General features: G+C 46.3%; 15 protein-coding genes. 3 read left to right on the top strand and 12 right to left on the bottom strand.

All coding sequences use genetic code 11. From position 1 onward, the window contains the following. Positions 1-93 precede the first annotated feature (93 nt). From rseP to rpsB, 8 genes are all read right to left on the bottom strand, one after another. A complete protein-coding gene (rseP, locus tag H8K36_RS01535) occupies positions 94-1,476 on the bottom strand; it encodes an RIP metalloprotease RseP (protein ID WP_186915413.1) in 1,383 nt (460 codons plus the stop codon). Continuing rightward, the gene (gene ispC / locus H8K36_RS01540; RefSeq protein WP_186915412.1) at positions 1,476-2,666 is read right to left on the bottom strand and encodes a 1-deoxy-D-xylulose-5-phosphate reductoisomerase; all 1,191 of its coding nucleotides are present in this window, start codon (positions 2,664-2,666) and stop codon (positions 1,476-1,478) included. Before ispC ends, rseP begins: the two co-directional genes overlap by 1 nt. Before the next feature lie 53 nt (positions 2,667-2,719). Next, on the bottom strand, positions 2,720-3,544 hold the full coding sequence (locus H8K36_RS01545) for a phosphatidate cytidylyltransferase (RefSeq protein WP_186915411.1): 825 nt from the start codon (positions 3,542-3,544) through the stop codon (positions 2,720-2,722). A 36-nt stretch (positions 3,545-3,580) separates the two neighbouring features. After that, positions 3,581-4,330: a polyprenyl diphosphate synthase gene (uppS, locus tag H8K36_RS01550; protein ID WP_186915410.1), complete on the bottom strand. Its 750-nt coding sequence runs from the start codon at positions 4,328-4,330 to the stop codon at positions 3,581-3,583. 37 nt (positions 4,331-4,367) lie between these two features. Next, on the bottom strand, positions 4,368-4,928 hold the full coding sequence (gene frr, locus H8K36_RS01555) for a ribosome recycling factor (RefSeq protein WP_186915775.1): 561 nt from the start codon (positions 4,926-4,928) through the stop codon (positions 4,368-4,370). 123 nt (positions 4,929-5,051) lie between these two features. Then, positions 5,052-5,768, bottom strand: coding sequence for a UMP kinase (gene pyrH, locus H8K36_RS01560; RefSeq protein ID WP_186915409.1), 717 nt, complete (start codon positions 5,766-5,768; stop codon positions 5,052-5,054). A 255-nt stretch (positions 5,769-6,023) separates the two neighbouring features. Then, the gene (gene tsf, locus H8K36_RS01565; protein WP_186915408.1) at positions 6,024-6,905 is read right to left on the bottom strand and encodes a translation elongation factor Ts; all 882 of its coding nucleotides are present in this window, start codon (positions 6,903-6,905) and stop codon (positions 6,024-6,026) included. A gap of 184 nt (positions 6,906-7,089) precedes the next feature. Continuing rightward, positions 7,090-7,833, bottom strand: a complete 744-nt coding sequence (rpsB, locus tag H8K36_RS01570; RefSeq protein ID WP_186915407.1) for a 30S ribosomal protein S2 — start codon at positions 7,831-7,833, stop codon at positions 7,090-7,092. 304 nt (positions 7,834-8,137) lie between these two features. Between rpsB and map the strand changes: the two genes are divergently transcribed. Genes map through H8K36_RS01585 form a run of 3 tightly spaced genes read left to right on the top strand, consistent with a single transcriptional unit; the run spans position 8,138 to position 12,334 of the window. Next, positions 8,138-8,944 (top strand): type I methionyl aminopeptidase, encoded by an 807-nt coding sequence (map, locus tag H8K36_RS01575; RefSeq protein WP_186915406.1) that lies wholly within the window; start codon positions 8,138-8,140, stop codon positions 8,942-8,944. A 30-nt stretch (positions 8,945-8,974) separates the two neighbouring features. Beyond that, complete coding sequence (locus H8K36_RS01580) at positions 8,975-11,536, top strand: [protein-PII] uridylyltransferase (protein ID WP_186915405.1); 2,562 nt, start codon at positions 8,975-8,977, stop codon at positions 11,534-11,536. Between the two features lie 51 nt (positions 11,537-11,587). Then, positions 11,588-12,334: a pseudouridine synthase gene (locus H8K36_RS01585; protein ID WP_186915404.1), complete on the top strand. Its 747-nt coding sequence runs from the start codon at positions 11,588-11,590 to the stop codon at positions 12,332-12,334. 20 nt (positions 12,335-12,354) lie between these two features. On the opposite strand, the gene def is transcribed toward H8K36_RS01585, so the two are convergent. The 4 genes from def to H8K36_RS01605 form a co-directional block, all read right to left on the bottom strand. After that, on the bottom strand, positions 12,355-12,888 hold the full coding sequence (def, locus tag H8K36_RS01590) for a peptide deformylase (RefSeq protein WP_186915403.1): 534 nt from the start codon (positions 12,886-12,888) through the stop codon (positions 12,355-12,357). Positions 12,889-12,914: 26 nt separating this feature from the next. Then, entirely contained in the window at positions 12,915-13,799 is an 885-nt protein-coding gene (gene galU / locus H8K36_RS01595) for a UTP--glucose-1-phosphate uridylyltransferase GalU (RefSeq protein WP_186915402.1), read from the bottom strand. Between the two features lie 129 nt (positions 13,800-13,928). Further along, positions 13,929-16,007, bottom strand: a complete 2,079-nt coding sequence (gene ligA, locus H8K36_RS01600) for an NAD-dependent DNA ligase LigA (protein WP_186915774.1) — start codon at positions 16,005-16,007, stop codon at positions 13,929-13,931. A gap of 34 nt (positions 16,008-16,041) precedes the next feature. Further along, positions 16,042-17,118 carry a cell division protein ZipA C-terminal FtsZ-binding domain-containing protein gene (locus H8K36_RS01605; RefSeq protein WP_186915401.1) on the bottom strand — a complete coding sequence of 359 codons (1,077 nt, stop codon included), beginning with the start codon at positions 17,116-17,118 and terminating at the stop codon, positions 16,042-16,044. Positions 17,119-17,121: the final 3 nt, after the last annotated feature.

Raw genomic sequence — 17,121 nt, forward strand, 5'->3', positions numbered from 1 at the left:
TTATTCAATCTCAATATTTCAACGCGATTGCTACTTACGCAACTTTGCTAGTAAAAACCAAGTTCAATTCGTTTTTAGCAAATAAGCTGAGTATTATGACATTTTTCGGACGATATCATTAAACAAAGCGACAATCATTAAACACATCAGCACAACCAGCCCTCCTCGCTGCGCCATTTCTAGGTATTTCACAGGAATTGCCTTACCAGACAAAACTTCCAGCGAATAATACAACAAATGCCCCCCATCTAACACAGGAATGGGGAGCAAATTCATTACTCCAAGGCTGATACTAATCGTAGCTAGGAAGGCGAGGAATACTTCCAAGCCTAAACGAGCCGCCTGATCAGCGTAATCAGCAATAGTGATAGGACCAGTAATATTCTTGAGTGAAGCTTGGCCTGTCACGATTTTGCCTAACATCTTCAGTGTTAAAGCACTATATTCCCATGTTCTTTGATTACCCAACTGCAAGGCCTCAAAAAAACCGCGGTGCACTGTGACGGTCTCTATGGTACCGTCAGGCTGCACTTGAATACGTCCAACTTTTTTCCCACTCACTTCTTCAGCGATGGTTCGAATTTCACCTGTTGCGACGCGACCTTGTCGTTTATATTCAATCAATAGAGATTGATCTGGCGCAGCTGTCACTAACTCGACCAGATCTTGACCATCACGCACTAAGGTTCCATTAATAGAAAGAATAACATCACCTTCATGCATTCCAGCACTTGCCGCTGGACCACCGGCAAGCACCTTTACCAATTTTGCTTCTGGCCTAAAAACACTTAATCCCAGCTTTCCAAGAAAATCAGCTTCGAAATCTTCTTTCTTGAGCTTATCCATTGGCAAAACAAGCTCGTGCTTGGTCGTATCGCGCACGCCGAATCCTGGCACTAGCGGAGCAGTGCGCACCACGCTCAAACGCAGCTCCTTGGAATCAAGCCCTGACTGTAACGCATGCCAACGGAACTCAGAATATGCTTTGATTGGCTCCCCATTGACCGCGGTTATCACATCACCTTGGCGCAATCCCGCAATGTAAGCGCTCGACTCCGTATTGGCAACGCGCAGCTTAGCCACTGGTTCGGCAACTCCATTCATCAACAAAAACGTGAACAAAGCGATAGCTAAGAGAAAGTTGGCTATTGGACCTGCTGCAACGATGGCGATACGCTTCCAGACGTTTTGACGTGTGAACTCTGCCTTTAAATCGACTTCTGACACTTCAGTCAAATCGGCGTCGCGAGCATCCAGCATTTTGACGTAGCCGCCTAAGGGCAAAATACCAATACTCCACTCAGTATCACTATTAGCGAATTTTTTGGTCCAAATCGGTCTTCCAAGTCCAATTGAAAATCGCAACACCTTTACGCCACAAAGACGAGCCACCCAATAGTGACCTAATTCGTGAAACACGACGAGCGGCCCTAGGGCCAACAAGAAAAATAAAACCATGCGCGGGAAATCTTGCATTAATGCACTCCAACTCGTGAGACAAAACCTGTGGCATGACGACGCGCTTGCCCATCGACTTCTAAAATTGCGGCTAAATCATCTAACGAGACAGATGAAATATGATTCAAACATTCTTCAATTACGCTTTCAATTTGACGGAATCCTAAACGTCCCGCTAAGAATGCCTCTACGGCGATTTCATTGGCCGCATTCAAAATAGTTGCAGCAGAACCACCAACACGTAAGGCCTGATATGCAAGTCCTAAACACGGAAAGCGCTGAAAATCTGGCAGCTGAAAATGCAATTGAGAAAACGTAGTGAGATCTAGAGGGGCAACACCGGAATCAATACGCTCTGGGAAAGCCAAACCAAAGGTGATCGGCGTACGCATATCAGGATTACCCATTTGCGCCAATACTGATCCATCGACATAGGAAACCATAGAATGAACCACGCTCTGCGGGTGAATCAAAACATCAATTTGATCAGCTGGAGCGCCAAACAACCAGTGAGCCTCAATTACCTCCAAACCCTTATTCATCATCGTTGCAGAGTCAACCGAAATCTTACGACCCATGACCCAGTTCGGGTGTGCGACAGCTTGATCTGGCGTCACATCGGTCAGTGTTTCGACTGCGCGATTGAGAAATGGCCCACCAGAAGCTGTTAGGATGATTTTTGAAATCCCGCTATGTTCTATCTTACGCCCATAGCTTCCTGGAAGGCATTGAAAGATCGCATTATGCTCGCTATCAATAGGTAAAAGCGTAGCGCCACTTTTTGCAATCGCATCCATGAAAATATGGCCCGACATTACCAAAGATTCTTTGTTCGCCAGTAAAATGCGCTTACCGGCCTGAGCAGCTGCTAATGATGAAGGCAGTCCAGCCGCTCCAACAATTGCCGCCATCACCGCATCGCATTCACCAGCGGTCGCCACATCACAGAGCGCTTGTGCACCATACAAGACAACAGTAGGAATGCCTTGCAACTTTAACTTTTCTTGGAGCTCCGAAGCCAATTCAGGTGTCGAGACAACCGCATATTGTGGCCAAAATTTCAGGCACTGCTCAAACAGCTTATCAATCTGCGTATGGGCTGTCAGCGCAAAAGTCTCATAACGATCAGAATGCCGGCCAATCACATCCAGAGTCGACACACCGATCGAACCTGTTGAACCCAAAATCGTTATTCTTTGTTTTGCCATATTGATGAATCAATAAACTATCTGTAAATCTCGCGGTTAATGAGAAGGCACACTTATAGTGCCCAAATACCAACCACCAAGGCAGCAAAGGGCATTACCGGAATCAAAGCATCAATACGATCGAGCACACCGCCGTGTCCGGGCAACAAGTTGCTACTATCTTTGAACCCAATTCGACGCTTAAGCATGGACTCAAATAAGTCTCCAACCACACTTGCGATTGATACTGTAATCAATACTGTGATCAAGGCACCGATACCACGATGACTATAAATTTTCGCTGGAAAAGTCTCGGCTAAAGCGGGAACAAAGGCACACGTTAAACCAAACGCAACAACAAGAATACAGCCTCCAACTGCGCCTTCCCACGATTTACCTGGTGAAATGCTTGGTGCCAATTTGCGTTTGCCAAAAGCTTTGCCGCAGAAATAGGCACCTACATCTGCCGTCCAGACCAATGCCATCGTCGACAACAAGAGCACGGTAGATTTTGCAAATAAAAAATTCATTGCGATAAAACAGCCAAAAATCGCAACGGCATAAACACCACTGATTAGACTACTTCCAAAACCACCAACTGGCGGCAATCCGAAACGCAAAGCAGGAGCCAAACCAAATACCCAAAATATGGTGCAAAGGGTGAATAAGGTGGGCAAGGAAAAAGGTGTATTCTGCAATGACATGTAAATAAAAATAAGAGCCCATCCCAAGGCCAATACGATCGCACCAGGCTTATTAAAGAGACGCTGGTTCTCCCACATCGCCGCCCCTAAGAATAGACCTGCGGCGAAGGTAAAAGCGATCGCACTACCAGAAAACAAAATTGGCAATAAAACAGCCAAGAGGACGAGAGCAGTGATAACGCGGGTCTTAAGCATAAGTTTCTCTGTAGCGTTGCACTCTAAAAGAGCACGTTAGGATTGAGTAGTGAGTTGCTCGCTGGTCCGACCGAATCGTCGTTCGCGAGCCTGATAGGATTGAATCGCTAGATCAAGTGCCTTAGCATCAAAATCTGGCCAGTATGTATCTGTAAAATAGAACTCTGTATATGCCAACTGCCACAGCAAGAAATTGGAGATACGAGTTTCCCCACCAGTGCGAATAAATAAATCGGGTTCAGGCGCGTATGCCATTGATAACTTGCCTGCCAAATCGTCTTCGGTAATTTCGCGCTCAGAATTGCCTTCGGCGATCAAACGATTAGCTGCCTGTACGATGTCCCAACGCCCGCCGTAATTGGCACACACCGTCACTGTTAGACCGGTATTTGTTGATGTCTTTGATTCCGCTTCCCGAATAGCGTCTTGCAAGGACAAATCAAATCGCGTTAGATCACCGACGATCTTCAAACGAATATTATTATCATGCATTTTACGCACTTCTTTCTCGAGTGCAGTCACGAACAGACGCATCAACAAAGAAACTTCTTCAGCAGGACGGCGCCAATTCTCAGAACTAAACGCAAATAAAGTTAAATACTGAATACCGCGTTTAATGCAGGCCTCGACAATACCACGCACTGCATCGACACCCTTTACATGCCCTGCCACACGCGGCAAAAATCGTTTAGTTGCCCAACGACCGTTACCATCCATAATGATAGCAACGTGATTCGGCACAAGTCCCGTTGCAGGGACTTCTTTCGTTGAGCTGGAATACTTCATGAAACTCCGGTATATGAAATCGATAAGTTGAAGCTGCTTAAACTGTGAGCACTTCTTTTTCTTTTTCACCCAAAAGCTTATCCACTTCCGCGACAAATTTATCAGTCAATTTTTGAATATCATCTTGAGCTCGACGTTCGTCGTCTTCAGAAATATCCTTGTCTTTCAACAATTTTTTCAAGGCTTCATTTGCATCACGACGAATGTTGCGCACCGCGATTTTGGCATCTTCACCCTCTGTCTTAACGAGCTTAACCATTTCTTTGCGGCGCTCTTCAGTCAACGGTGGAGTTGGAACACGAATCAAGTCACCTTGTGATGCAGGATTCAAACCTAAATCGGATTCACGAATCGCTTTTTCGATTACGTTTAACATTTTCTTTTCCCATGGCTGCACACCAATCGTACGCGCATCAATCAGCGTTACGTTGGCAACCTGAGAAAGTTGAGTTGGAGAACCATAGTAGTCCACCATGACGTGGTCCAAAATACCTGTATGAGCACGGCCGGTACGTACCTTCGCCAAGTCGCCCTTTAAGGTTTCAATCGATTTTTGCATGCGCTGATCGGCACTGCTTTTAATACTTGCAACTGTCATCATAGACTCCTGAACTAAGTGAAAAAGGAGGCCTTGCGCCCTCCTTCTTCCAAACCAAATGAATGATTACTACGCAATCAATGGAAGTAATATTACTTGCAAATGCGCTTTCGAAAGCGCGCATTATACGTGGACTAAGGTACCTTCGTCTCCACCCATAATCAGATTTTTGAGTGCGCCAGGTTTAACAATAGAAAATACCTTAATTGGCAACTTCTGGTCGCGACACAAAGCAAAGGCAGTCGCATCCATCACCTGCAAATGACGGGCGATCGCCTCATCGAAAGAAATTGTTGCATAGCGGGTCGCCGTTGGATCTTTTTTCGGATCAGCGGTGTACACACCATCCACTTTAGTCGCCTTTAGAACAAGCTCAGCTCCTATTTCGGAACCGCGCAAAGCAGCTGCCGTATCTGTTGTAAAGAATGGATTACCAGTACCTGCAGCAAAAATTACCACCTTCCCCTCTTCGAGATACTGCAAGGCTTTTGGACGAACGTAAGGCTCAACAACTTGCTCGATACCAATCGCAGACATCACACGCGCAGTGATACCAACTTGGCGCATCGCATCACCTAGTGCTAATGAATTCATCACGGTGGCCAGCATACCCATGTAGTCAGCGGTAGCACGATCCATGCCCTGAGCACCTGGAGCTACGCCACGGAAGATATTGCCACCACCGATGACGATCGCCAATTCAACACCCATACGGGACACTTCAGCGACATCTGCCACCATGCGTTCAATCGTGGCGCGGTTGATGCCGTAGGCATCATCCCCCATTAAAGCCTCACCAGAGAGTTTTAAAAGCACGCGCTTATAGGCTGGTTTAGTCACGATCTGGGCTCCTTAGAAGTTGGAAAGACATTATTGCAAAAATTCTTGCTAAGACTTTGTGTTCACCACGCAGGCTCAACATTCAAAACGTTTGCGATAATCGCTTACCGAATTTACCTTCACAAGCACCTGAAACCAACATACACCACTTCAGCACACTTGCAAAATGCTTTTATCTTTATTTACAACCACGCGCATTGCAATTCACGCCGCGCTTAAAAAAACGGGCCTTTCGGCCCGTTTTTTCTTATTTGCTTAAGCTTGTTTCGCAGCAGCAACTTGCGCCGCCACTTCTGCAGCGAAATCGTCTTGCTTCTTCTCAATGCCTTCACCAACGATAAACATGGTAAATGCTTTGACAGACGCGCCAACAGATTGCAACATTTGTTCAACTGTTTGCTTGTCGTTTTTCACGAAAGGTTGATTCAACAAAGAAACTTCTTTCAAGAACTTCTGAACGGAACCTTCAACCATCTTTGTTACGATGTCTGCTGGTTTACCAGATTCAGCTGCTTTTTGAGAAGCAACAGAACGTTCTTTCTCGATCAAATCAGCTGGAACTTGGTCAACAGACAAAGAAACTGGTTTCATCGCAGCGATGTGCATCGCAACGTCTTTACCAACTTGGTGATCAGCTGCATCGAATTCAACCACAACACCAATACGAGTGCCGTGCAAGTAGGAAGTTACTTTTGCAGATGTTTCGAAACGTTGGAAACGACGGATAGACATGTTTTCACCGATCTTACCGATCAAACCAGCACGAACTGTTTCAACAGTACCATCATCCAATGGCAATGCAGACAAAGCAGCTACGTCAGCTGGATTCGCTTCTGCTACCAATTTTGCCAATTTATTTGCGAAAGCGATGAAGTCATCATTCTTAGTCACGAAGTCTGTTTCACAGTTAACTTCAACCAAAGAACCAACACCACCGTCGATATAGGAAGCAACAACACCTTCCGCCGTTACGCGGGAAGCTGCTTTAGAAGCTTTGCTGCCCAATTTCACGCGCAAAATTTCTTCCGCACGCTCCATGTTACCTTCAGCTTCAGTCAATGCTTTTTTGCACTCCATCATTGGAGCATCTGTCTTAGCACGTAATTCGCCTACCATCGCTGCTGTAATTGCCGCCATGTTTTTCTCCTAATTCACTGCATCGATATGATGCACAATTCATTCAAATATCATGTATATGAAGCGGGCTTCAACAACAGCACAATCGCTTACATATTTCGTTTTACTTAAAAAAAGGGGCTAACGACTGTTTGCCCCTTTTATTTTCTAACGTCAGGCTTGATTACCAAGCCTCGTTTAGAAATTAAGCCTGTTCTACTTCAACAAACTCATCGCTTGGCTTAACAGCTTCAAGCACTTCATTTACTGCATTTGCACGACCATCCAAGATCGCATCAGCAACACCGCGAGCATACAAAGCAATCGCTTTAGAAGAGTCATCATTACCTGGAATGATGTAAGTAACGCCTTCTGGAGAGTGGTTTGTATCAACCACGCCGATTACCGGAATACCCAATTTAGCCGCTTCAGTGATCGCGCCTTTGTGGTAACCAACGTCAACCACGAAAATCGCATCAGGAACACCTGGCATATCTTTAATACCACCGATGGATTTTTGCAACTTAATCATCTCACGTTGAAACATCAACGCTTCTTTTTTGGACAATTTTTCTACAGAACCGTCTTCGATTGACGCTTCCATATCTTTCAGACGCTTGATTGATGTTTTGACTGTTTTGAAGTTAGTCAACATACCACCCAACCAACGCTGATCAACGAAAGGCATACCAGCACGATTCGCCTCAGCAGCGATCAAATCACGTGCTTGACGTTTTGTACCTACCATCAAAATGGTGCCACGATTAGCGGACAATTGGCGAATGAATTTCATCGCTTCTTGATACATCGCCAATGTTTTTTCCAAGTTCATGATATGAATCTTGTTGCGATGACCGAAGATGTACGGTGCCATTTTTGGATTCCAAAAACGGGTTTGGTGACCAAAATGAACACCAGCTTCAAGCATTTCACGCATTGTTACAGACATAATAACTCCAGGGTTAGGTCTTGAATCTTGTCAGTGATCCATCATTCAATGATGAACACCCTTTTCGACCAGATTCGTTTTTAAAAACTACTCGATTGATTTAGCAGGAAATTTTTATTCAAGCTAACCATCGATTCTACTACAGATGCCATCGTTAGAGCAAGTCTTATCAAGCAGCCATCTTGGAGATGCAATTCTAACCTTACGAGCTCCCGATTTCGTCGATCAAAACAAGCTCCTTTCCACCGAGAAAGCGATCACTCGTCTATAATAAGCAGCTAATCCTTTTTACTCGTTAGATAGCATGGCAAATATTTCAATTAAATCCGCTGCCGACATCGAAGGCATGCGCGTTGCGGGGCGACTGGGCTCCGAAGTCCTTGATTACATCACCCCATTTGTGAAGGCAGGCGTCACCACGGGCGAGCTCGACCGTTTATGTCACGAATACATGGTGAATGTGCAAGGCTCTATTCCTGCCCCCTTGAATTACTGCCCACCCGGCTACACTCCATACCCAAAAGCAATTTGCACTTCGGTCAATGACGTAATCTGCCATGGCATTCCCGGTGATAAAGTTCTCAAAGATGGCGATGTCGTCAACCTCGACATCACGGTGATCAAAGATGGATATCATGGTGACAATAGTCGTATGTTTTTAATTGGCGACGTCAAACCTTTCGTCAAACGCCTGAGCGATATTACTTACGAATGCATGTGGCTCGGCATCGCGCAAGTTAAACCAGGCAACCGACTTGGCGACATTGGTCACGCCATTCAACAACATGCAGAAAAAGCGGGCTACAGCGTCGTACGAGAATTCTGCGGGCACGGTATTGGCAAAGTATTTCATGAAGAGCCACAAATTTTGCACTATGGTCGCCCTGGGACTTTAGACGAATTAAAGCCTGGCATGATCTTCACTATCGAGCCAATGATTAATGCCGGACGTCGGGAAATCAAAGAAATGCCAGATGGCTGGACCATCAAAACCAAAGACCGCAGCCTCTCTGCTCAGTGGGAACATACGGTGCTCGTAACAGAATCTGGCTATGAAGTGCTGACGCTATCCGCTGGCTCGCCGCCACCACCCGCTTTTATTCAAAATTGAATCAAACCTGATTTAAATCACTAAAGACTGATGAACACAGCCATCGCCAATGCCTTGGCTTTCAAAGCAAAACTGAAAGCTGAGCAACAAGTTATTATTGAAGCATTCAAAGAGAAACCGCGAGCAGAAGTTTTGCTCAAAGATCTTTGTCGCTGTGTTGATCAGAACTTGAGTGAGATTTGGAAAAGTTTTAAGTTCCCTAAAGAGGTCTCGCTAGTTGCGGTTGGCGGTTATGGTCGCGGCGAGCTATTCCCCTACTCTGATGTCGACGTCCTCATTTTATTAGCGACAGCACCAGATAAAGAGCTCAAAGAAAAACTCGAAAGTTTAGTTCAAGTTCTGTGGGATATTGGTCTCGACATTGGACATAGCATACGCACAGTTGACGAATGCATGATAGAGGCAGCCGCCGACATCACCGTCAAAACAGCCTTACTCGAAGCGAGACTAATCGCGGGTAGCCGCAATAACTTTCGCGATCTCAAAGCACGTTACGACGAAGCGATGCATCCGCAGCAGTTTTTCCAAGCCAAACTATTGGAACTACATCAACGCCATGTCAAATACGAAGACACGCCTTACAGTTTGGAACCGAACTGCAAAGAAAGCCCAGGCGGACTACGTGATTTACAGGTGATTTTATGGGTAGCCAAAGCGGCAAAACTTGGGGACTCTTGGGCCGAACTTGCTGCACGCGGCTTGATCACTGCGACCGAGGCTCATCAACTCAAACGCAATGAACGCGCTTTCAAAGACATTCGAATCCGCTTACATATTCAAGCGAAACGCAGAGAGGACCGTTTAGTCTTTGATCTGCAAAATGCGATTGCAGCAACCTTTGGCTTTGAAACAACTGAATCTCGCCGCGCCAGTGAATATTTGATGCAGCGCTACTACTGGGCGGCCAAAGCCGTCACGCAACTCAACACCATTCTTTTGCAAAATATCGAAGCTGTTCTGTTCCCGCTACCGCATCAAGCGCAGGCGATTAACGAACGCTTCAATGAAGTCAATGGTTTAATCGATATCGCCGATGAAGAAGTATTTGAGAAGAAGCCTTCGGCCATGCTCGAAATATTCTTGCTGCTATCCCAACATGCCAATTTAAAAGGCATGACAGCAAAGACTCTGCGCGCCCTATGGCACGCTCGCAATCTGATTGACGCGGAATTCCGTCACGACATTTTCAATCGCGCGGCCTTTTTGCAAATCTTGCAGTCACCACGTGGCATTACGCACGTGCTGCGCAGCATGAATCAAACTAGTATTCTAGGTCGATATTTGCCGAATTTCCGTCGTATCGTCGGACAAATGCAGCACGATTTGTTTCATGCTTACACTGTCGATCAACACATCTTGATGGTCGTTAGAAATTTGCGTCGTTTTACGATGACTGAGCATGCGCATGAATATCCATTCTGTAGTCAGTTGATGGCCAACTTCAATCAACCATGGGTACTCTATATTGCAGCGCTATTCCATGATATTGCGAAAGGTCGCAACGGTGATCACTCAACACTGGGCATGGCAGATGCACGCAAATTTTGCTATGACCATGGCATTTCGCGCGACAACACTGAACTCGTTATCTTTTTAGTGCAGCAGCATCTTACGATGTCACAAGTCGCGCAGAAACAAGATTTGTCAGATCCAGACGTCATTCAGAATTTTGCCAAGATCGTTAAAGACGAACGCCATCTCACCGCTCTCTATTTATTGACGGTTTGCGATATTCGCGGCACTAGTCCTAAAGTTTGGAATGCGTGGAAAGGCAAACTGCTTGAAGATCTCTATAAGATGACTTTGCGCGTTCTCGGTGGTGAAGCGCCATCAACCGATCGTGAGCTGAAAAATCGCCAAGAGGAAGCATTAAAGGCCCTGCGCTTAGTCGGCATAGAAAACGATGCTCACATCAAGTTATGGGAGCAACTCGACATCGTATACTTCCTGCGCCATGACGCTTCTGACATCGCTTGGCAAACACGTGTCTTGCACGACAAAATTAATAGCCCAACACCTGTCGTAAAATGCCGGCTAGCACCAATCGGTGAAGGTCTCCAAGTAACAGTCTATTTGCGCGACCAAGCCGATCTGTTCGCTCGCATCTGCAATTATTTCGACGGCAAAAATTTCGGCATTCTCGATGCCAAGATTCACACAACAAAAGACGGCTATGCGCTCGACACCTTCCTTGTAACCGAACCGGCTTTCGCGAGCAATTATCGCGACATCATTACCTTAATTGAGCATGAGCTTGCCGAAGTGTTAGCAAAACAATCTCCACTCACAACTCCTAATCAAGGTCGTTTATCACGCCTCTCGCGCAACTTCCCATTAGTGCCAACTGTGGAATTACGGCCGGACGACAAAGGACAATATTTCCTTTTATCGATTTCTGCCAACGACAAGAATGGTTTGCTGTACTCGGTAGCAAGTGTTTTGGCGAAATACAAAATCAATTTGCATACGGCAAAAATTATGACCTTGGGTGAGCGCGTAGAAGACGTTTTCTTGGTCGACGGTGCAGCCTTACATAACCCGAAAAATCAGATTCAATTCGAGTCTGAATTACTCGACGCGCTCCGCATTTAACTCAGAAAGAATGTTGTCAGCACATCTGACAGCAACAAGAATATATAAGCTATGACAGAACAATTAAGACTCTCCAAACGCATGTCCGAACTCGGATTGTGTTCGCGCCGCGAAGCAGATGAATGGATCGCTAAAGGCTGGGTGCGTGTCGACGGCAAAGTTGTTTCCGAACTCGGCACCAAAATCTTCCCCGATCAAAAAGTAACGGTGGAAAGACAGGCGGCGGCGGAACAATCAAAGCGCGTCACCATTCTGATTAACAAGCCTGTGGGTTATGTGAGCGGACAAGCCGAGGATGGCTATTTACCCGCAGTGGCTTTAATCAAAGCTGAAAATCGTTGGAGCGAATGCAAGGTCGACAACCAATTCCATCCAACGCAGTTGCGTAGCTTAGTACCCGCGGGACGTTTGGATATCGACTCTGTAGGCTTACTCGTATTAACACAAGATGGGCGTGTCGCTAAAAAGCTGATTGGCGAAAACACAGACGTCGAAAAAGAATACCTAGTGCGTGTGGAGTACACCAAATCTGGCAAATTACCCGAAGGTGACCTTCGCTTGCTTAATCATGGATTAAGCCTCGATGGTAAGAAACTGATTCCTGCCAAGGTACGTTGGATGAATGAGGACCAATTACAGTTTATCCTCAAGGAAGGTAAGAAACGCCAAATCCGCCGCATGTGCGAAATGGTTGGATTGAAAGTGATTGGACTAAAGCGCGTACGAATTGGCAAAGTGCGTCTTGGAAATTTACCCGAGGGGCAATGGCGTTATTTGAGAGACGATGAGCCGTTCTGATTTAGGTGGGCTCTCTGAAATTAATCATCTTCGTTCGGATCGAGCTCTGGGAATAAAACCTCAGTAAATCCAAACTTACTGAGGTCACGAATGCGCATCGGATAAAGCACACCGTTTAAGTGATCAGTTTCATGCTGCACAACCCGCGCATGAAAGCCATCGACATCACGGCTAATTCGATTCCCGAATTGGTCAAAACCTTCATAGCGCAATTTGCTCCAACGCGGTACGAGTCCGCGCATACCAGGAACTGAAAGGCATCCCTCCCACGCTTCATCCGTCTCTTCAGATAAAGGTGTGAGCATCGGATTGATTAACACTGTCTCAGGAACGTTCGGCGCATCTGGATAACGTGGATTTTGTTTAAATCCAAAAATCACCAATTGCAAATTAACACCAATCTGTGGCGCGGCGAGTCCCGCACCATTCGCGTCTTGCATGGTCTCAAACATATCAGCAATCAATTGGTGCAATGCCGGCGTATCGAAATCCTTAATTGCTTCCGACACTCTCAACAATCTGGGATCGCCCATTTTAAGAATTGGATAAATCATCGCAACGCCCTATTCTTGGATTCGCTTTATTGTTTATTCATCAGCTCATGCAAATACTTTGCGAACTCATCACCAACATCAGGGTGCTTTAAGCCGAGAGCAACGCTTGCCTTAAGGTAGCCTAATTTGGAACCGCAATCATAACGGAATGCATCACAGCGATAAGCAAAAACAGGATCATCTTTGAGCATCGCAGCGATACCATCGGTCAACTGAATCTCACCACCAGAGCCTTTACCCAGTTTTTCGAGGTAATTAAAGATCTTGCCGGACAATACATAACGGCCAGCAACCGCTAATGTGGATGGAGCATCCTCGGGCTTTGGTTTCTCAACGATACCGTGCATGCGCTCAAGATTTTCTTTGTAAGCGGTGCCGCTCACGATACCGTATTGATTCGTGAACTGACGCTGCACTTCTTGCACTGCCACGATACTACCGCCTTCTTGTTCATATAGCGCCGCCATTTGGGCGGTGACGCCCTTTTGCCCTGGGCGAACATCCATCAAATCATCAGCCAGCAAGACCGCAAAAGGCTCATCCCCAACCACAGGACGCGCACACAAGACCGCATGCCCTAAGCCTAAAGCTGCGGGTTGGCGGATATAAATACAATTGATATTACTTGGAATGACATTGCGAACGATTTCGAGAAGTGCGTGCTTTCCCGCTACCTCAAGTTCGTTTTCGAGTTCATACGCGGTGTCGAAATGATCCTCAATCGCGCGCTTATTTCGCCCAGTAATAAACACCATCTCAGTAATTCCGGCCTCCACAGCCTCTTCCACGGCATATTGAATGAGTGGTTTGTCGACTACCGACAGCATCTCTTTTGGCTGCGCTTTGGTCGCTGGCAAAAAGCGACTACCGAAGCCAGCGACAGGAAATACCGCTTTCTTAATTTTCTTCATTCCCAACCCCTCGTATGTAATTTTTCTTATTTCTGTACTCTTCTTGACCGAACTCTACACTAAGCCTTAAGAGCTTTCTAAAAACTCTTTATCGGTCGAATTTCAGTGACAACACCATGCTTATCGAACTTAGCTAGAACACATAGCAACTAATTCTTCTTCAGATAGCACTGTGACACCAAGTTCGCGCGCCTTCAATAACTTACTGCCAGCATCTTCACCAGCGACTACAAAATGGGTTTTCTTCGATACTGACCCAGACACTTTACCGCCATGTTTTTCAATCAATGCGCTCGCCTGCTCTCGACTCAAACTTGGAAGCGTGCCTGTCAACACCAAGGTCTTGCCGGCGAAAATTGCCGTACTCAGATCCAGCTTTTCAATCACCGGCCAATGTACGCCTGAAGCAAGCAATTGACGAACAAGTTCAACATTTAAATTATCTGCAAAAAAAGTCACGATTGACTTGGCAACGACAGGCCCTACATCATTCACTTGCAACAACTGATCCTCTGTTGCCGCCATCAAATTTTCCATGTCGGCAAAATACATCGCTAAATCTTTTGCAGTCGATTCACCCACATGGCGAATGCCTAATGCATAAATGAATCTTGGCAGAGTTGTTGTCTTCGAAGTATTCAAAGCATCGAGTATATTCTGCGCGGATTTTTCAGCCATGCGATCTAGTTCAGCCAACGCCATCAAACCCAGTTTGTAAAAGTCTGCGGCTGTTACTACGACATTTTTATCGACCAATTGCTCAATTAACTGCTCACCCAAACCCTCGATATTGAGGGCCTTACGCGATGCAAAATGAAATAGTGCACCTTTGCGTTGAGCAGGACACTTAATAGCGCCGCCTGAGCATCGAGCGATCGCCTCATCTTCAAGTTTCACAATTTCAGAGTTACAAATTGGGCAGTTTTTTGGCAAACGAAAAATCTCTGTTTGTACTGGCCGTTTCTCAACGACACTCGCTACCACCTCGGGAATGACATCACCGGCTCGCCGAACAATGACGGTATCGCCCACTCGCACATCTTTACGCTGTACTTCTTCTTCATTGTGCAAGGTAGCATTGGTGACAGTAACACCACCGACGAATACAGGCGATAATCGCGCTACCGGTGTAATTGCACCAGTACGCCCCACTTGGACTTCGATATCCAAGACTGTCGTCAATGCCTCTTCGGCAGGAAACTTATGAGCGATGGCAAAGCGTGGGGCGCGAGATACAAACCCCAAAGTCTCTTGCAAGTCGAAACGATTCACCTTGTACACCACACCATCAATTTCATACGCCAGCTGCGGCCGCTTAGTCTCAACCTCACGATAAAAATCAAGTAATTCATGTGGCCCGCACACGACCGCTTTTTCTTCACATACCGGCACACCCATTTCACGGTACCAATTAAGTAACTCGCGATGTGACGCTGGCAATTCCGCACCTTCTAAGACTCCAATTCCATACGCGAAGAAACGCAGACTGCGCTGAGCGGTAATTCTAGAATCCAGTTGACGCAAGCTACCCGCTGCAGCATTGCGCGGATTTGCAAATTCTTTTGCACCTGCGTCGCGCTGGCGTTGATTAAGTCTTTCAAAATCTGACTTGAACATCAGCACTTCACCACGAATATCCAAGATTGCTGGTGGATTGTTGGACTGCAACCTCAAAGGAATGCTGCGTATCGTGCGAATATTTTCGGTAACGTCTTCACCTGTGTAGCCATCGCCACGTGTAGCTGCTTGAGTGAATACACCATTTACATAGCGCAAATTGATCGCTAGGCCATCAAATTTGAGGTCAATCGCATATTCAATCTCTGTCTTTGTATCAGCGATCGTCAGTCCTAGCCCATCGCGCACGCGGCGATCAAAGGCTATGACATCATCATCTTCAAATCCATTATTAAGTGACAGCATAGCGACGCCATGCTGGACCTGAGAAAATTCAGGCAGAGGAGCGCCACCCACTCGTAGCGTCGGACTATCATTAGTCTTTAATTCAGGATGCAGCTCTTCCAAGGCTTGCAACTGTTTAAACAGCTTATCGTATTCCGCATCGGGAATGGTCGGAGCATCTAGCGTGTAATAGTTATACGCATGTTGATTCAGCTCCGTTCGCAATCGTTGTGCCAAGGATTCTGGTGTTTCGACTTCTGCCGCCGTTGGTGGTTGAACTGGCTCGCCAAATAGATCATTCTGCATCATCAAACTTCACGAAAAAGGGCTGACTTAGCGATCAGCTAAATAAACGTTTTGCGCGACGTGAACCAGCCGGAATCTCGGCGACCGCCATGGCATTACAGAATTCTCGAACCTGGTCAGCGATTTCGGCCAATGCCTGCTCGGAAATCGGATTATTACCATCGTCGACCACCGTCCCACCCAAACGAGAAGCAAGTGAACGAGCACATTTTGCCATCACACCAAAACCTTCAAGGTCTGGCGAAACACAAGGAACATCAAGTAACAGAGTTAATTTAGAAGTAACAGTTTCGCTAGCACTGACATTGGTTGAAAGTGTAAACAAATTGCCGACATCGCCATCTGGCATCACCAAGCGACCATCAGCACGAACATCGAAACCTTGCTTTTCCAATGCACCTAGCAAAGTCGTGATATCCCAAGGAGCGCCGTTCGACAACACATTCACACTTAACTGTGCATCATGCTCCGCTACGAACTGATGCAATTCACGTGCGTTCGACATCACACGATTCATGTCTGGCACATCAGAATGGGCATTCAAACGATCTGCAATCTCACGTAACTTACTGACAAATTCGGAATATTCCAATTCATTTAATGGCCCACTTCGGCTGACCATCTGAACACCTGCGAACATACTGGTATAGACACCGCCATGGGCAATCTCGTCACGTTTGCCCTCATGGGTTAAACCAATGAAATGCACTGGTTTTTTGCCCACATATTTAAGCTCTGCAACTTCTTGCAGTAGTTTTTCGCCACGCACCGGGCTTTCAAACTCAAGTGGAATCACGCAGTCAATCAAGTCGTCTACCGACAACTCCGGCTCGTCCTCAATACCAACTTCTGCCGCGGAAATAGCAGGCGTGACGGTATCGGCATCTGAAAAATCAGATGCATCAATATCTCCATCACCAAACTGAGGCTCTTGCCGTGTGGCGGAGAAGTCTCCACGTTCCGCGGGATTCATCAGCACATCATCATGACCACCCGAAAAAGCTTGATCGACACTTTTGCGTGCACGATACTCCTGCCACTTGTTATAGATCACCAAAACAACAATAAAAGCGACACCCGCTGCTACCAAACTCAATTGTAAATCCGTCATACT

It is taken from the genome of Affinundibacterium nitidum (assembly GCF_014284155.1).
Lineage (GTDB): Bacteria > Pseudomonadota > Gammaproteobacteria > Burkholderiales > Burkholderiaceae_D > Undibacterium > Undibacterium nitidum.